The following is a 2898-nucleotide window of genomic DNA, read 5'->3' as shown; positions in this document are numbered from 1 at the left end:
TCAGCTTGCTTCAAGATACTCATGATCAAGCTGTCTGAATACTTAGATGTTTTCATAGAAAATCTCCTTAAATCAAGGTTATTCGATTTTCTACTTTTAAACTCAATTATTTTTAGGGAGGATTACCACAAGACATTGATCGTGCAGTCAAACTATCGAAAACATTGGAGGATTAAAATGGTTAAAGTCGCTGATTTACCAAGTTTTGATATGGCTGAGTCACTCAAAACTGAAGAAGACATTGTGATGTATCTCAACATAGTTCTTGAAGAAAATGATCCAGCTGAATTAGCTCATGCCCTTGGCGTAATTGCCAAAGCTCGTGGCATGACTCAAATCGCTAAAGAAGCAGGGATTGGACGTGAAGCACTTTACAAAGCCCTACGTCAGGATTCAGCACCACGTTTTGATACGATTAATCGTGTAGTAAATGCATTAGGCTTAAAACTCACTGTACAACAGGCCCAAAACTTTAAAAAATATAGTAAAAATGGGAGCTTATAGCTCCCATTTTTTGACTTCGTATAACGTGTATTATGTTAATTTTAGGAAGTCTTTAGAGTTGGCCTTCAAGTAACTGACCTATTTCTAACCTGGTATAGCCACGTTCTTTAAAGATCAAAATAATTGCTTTTTTATAATCTTCAGAAGTAGAAGTCTTATACTTAGTTATCAGTTGATTCTCAGAATTCAGCTCAAGATCATTTTTGATGGTCAATACTTCGCTAGAGATCTTGTTAAAGATATTTAGGTTAAACATACAGGCACTCGTCATCCGTATTATAGCGGCCCGACTATAACGAATACCTGTCTTAGCTACGCTAGACACCCTTAGCCGCAAGGATTACAAATTAAGAAAAATTCTGCAAGTTTCTGCCTATTGAAAGAATAAATAATATCTCCCAAATGCCATCCATTTAACATAATGGTGGTTATACGAAATAAAAAAAAACCTAGGCACTGCATAGGTCTTAAATTTAAAAAAATACATAAAGATTAAGGCGCATGACACTTCAATCAAGCTATATTAATAATTACATACCATAGAAACAGCACCTTGATAGTTACCATTATTGCTCAAAGTCATACGGTAAATTGCACCAAGTACTAGGCTATTTGGTCCATTATCAGCTATGTTAAATGTACCGATCTGATTTGATTCACCTTGTTGTCCTACGATACCCAATAAGTTATAGCTGCTATAGTTATTGAATGAATCAACCCATCTCATTGATGAAGCAAAGGTAGTTTCATCACTGCCATTTTTTGCAGTAAATTTAACGTCGATATTGCCGTTAGGATTTAAGGTAATACTTCCATTATGAATGGATGGAGAAATAAATTTTTCAAATTGGCCACTATTGGTCACTTTTGCTTGAGTAGCATTAACATCAGTACAGTTAATTTGTTTGGTTTGGGCAGAAATACGCTTAGTAATGATTGGGGTAAATGCAAAATAAAAATAAGAGGCATTGCTATATTTGGAAATATCTGTTGATTTTATTTCCCCATTTTTTTCATAATTAAAAATTCCTTTGGTTACACGAGCAATCGTAAAGTTTTTATTTCCAGCAATTTCTTTCGCAACAATATCTCCTGTAATTTTGTAATCACCAAATTCGGTGATAATACCATCGGCATTTTGTTTTACAGAATCAAGTCTTGATGCACCAGAAGAATTAGGGTAGTCAAAAATAATATTGTAGGATTGTGATGGATTCAATTTTTCTAATACTGAACCAGTAGAAGTATCTGGTGTGGTGCCGCTGTTCCCTGTAGAGCTCGATGTACCATTCCCTGTAGAGCTCGATGCACCATTCCCTGTAGAGCTCGATGCACCATCACTGCCGCCGCCGCAGGCAGTTAAAGTAAGACCCAAAGAAATAACTAAAAAAGAGGTCTTAAATCGGTTCATGGTAATTCCTAGTTTAAAAGAATCAACTATAGTCTATTTTTAGAATACTGAAAATACGAACATCTTTTTATTTACAATAACTTAAGTGCATAAACCTACTTTTAAAGGCTTATTCAGCAAACAATGATTGATAGCTATTAACTTTATAGGCATATTTAATTCAAATATACCTCTCCTTTAACATAATGGCGATTATACGAATTGAACTTTTCTTCATCTAAGAATATAGTGTGATTAACAATGTTAATCATAGGAGCTTAACATGGCTTCAAATGCACTAGTCACTACTCGCATTAACGAAAACATTAAGCATGAAGCAACAGAAGTTCTTGCAACAATGGGCTTAACTGTCTCAGATGCAGTTCGCTTGCTGTTAACCAAGGTAGCGAAAGAAAAGGCTCTGCCTTTTGAAATTTGGCAGCCCAATCCTGAAACCATTGCTGCAATGGAAGAAGATCTAAGCAAAGCAAAGAGCTTCACTTCTGTTAAAGATTTGATGGCTGATCTAAATGCGGACGATTAAGTACACATCAGCATTCAAGAAAGACTATAAACGTGAGAAAAAAGGCAGCATCGAAATACATTAGATGCTGAACTACAAACTGTTTTAGAATTATTGCAAGCTGATGAAGCCTTGCCTGAAAAGTATCGTGACCATGCTTTGGTCAGTAATTGGGTAGGTCATCGTGATTGCCATATCAAACCTGATCTCGTTTTAATCTATAAGAAAACAGAAGAAGGTGAACTACTAATTTTGAAATTAGTTCGCTTAGGCAGTCATAGCGAATTAGCAATTTGAATGATGTAACCCCCAAAGAGCGTTGACATACTCCGTACTAAACCAGTGATTTAATGGGGAGCATGTCAGCCTTCATCGTCAGTTACTTGTCTTTTTGCATTGTAATCTGTTTTTCTAATTCAGCTATCCGTGCATTTGCATTAGTGAGTTGTGATTCCACATATTTGATCGAGCCTGATTTTTC

General features: G+C 35.7%; 5 protein-coding genes. 3 read left to right on the top strand and 2 right to left on the bottom strand.

Annotated elements, in window-relative coordinates:
• The first annotated feature begins 177 nt into the window (after positions 1–177).
• On the top strand, positions 178–504 hold the full coding sequence (locus AC07E5_RS00755) for an addiction module antidote protein (protein WP_096902759.1): 327 nt from the start codon (positions 178–180) through the stop codon (positions 502–504).
• Positions 505–556: 52 nt separating this feature from the next.
• Here AC07E5_RS00755 and AC07E5_RS00750 read toward each other — a convergent pair whose 3' ends face one another.
• Positions 557–760, bottom strand: a complete 204-nt coding sequence (locus AC07E5_RS00750; RefSeq protein WP_004896916.1) for a hypothetical protein — start codon at positions 758–760, stop codon at positions 557–559.
• Positions 761–1027: 267 nt separating this feature from the next.
• On the bottom strand, positions 1028–1915 hold the full coding sequence (locus AC07E5_RS00745) for a hypothetical protein (RefSeq protein WP_046206305.1): 888 nt from the start codon (positions 1913–1915) through the stop codon (positions 1028–1030).
• A gap of 262 nt (positions 1916–2177) precedes the next feature.
• Between AC07E5_RS00745 and AC07E5_RS00740 the strand changes: the two genes are divergently transcribed.
• Together AC07E5_RS00740 and AC07E5_RS00735 are read left to right on the top strand one after the other, a co-directional pair.
• Positions 2178–2438, top strand: coding sequence for a type II toxin-antitoxin system RelB/DinJ family antitoxin (locus AC07E5_RS00740; RefSeq protein ID WP_004778838.1), 261 nt, complete (start codon positions 2178–2180; stop codon positions 2436–2438).
• Between the two features lie 93 nt (positions 2439–2531).
• A complete protein-coding gene (locus AC07E5_RS00735; RefSeq protein WP_228619233.1) occupies positions 2532–2714 on the top strand; it encodes a type II toxin-antitoxin system YafQ family toxin in 183 nt (60 codons plus the stop codon).
• The last annotated feature ends 184 nt before the right edge of the window (positions 2715–2898 follow it).

Source organism: Acinetobacter seohaensis, assembly GCF_056431365.1.
This window is presented reverse-complemented; position numbering and strand designations above follow the sequence as displayed.

Coding starts and splice junctions, on each gene's coding strand:
- AC07E5_RS00745 (WP_046206305.1), bottom strand. CDS start 1,915: ATGAACCGATTTAAGACCTCTTTTTTAGTTATTTCTTTGGGTCTTACT.
- AC07E5_RS00740 (WP_004778838.1), top strand. CDS start 2,178: ATGGCTTCAAATGCACTAGTCACTACTCGCATTAACGAAAACATTAAG.
- AC07E5_RS00755 (WP_096902759.1), top strand. CDS start 178: ATGGTTAAAGTCGCTGATTTACCAAGTTTTGATATGGCTGAGTCACTC.
- AC07E5_RS00750 (WP_004896916.1), bottom strand. CDS start 760: ATGTTTAACCTAAATATCTTTAACAAGATCTCTAGCGAAGTATTGACC.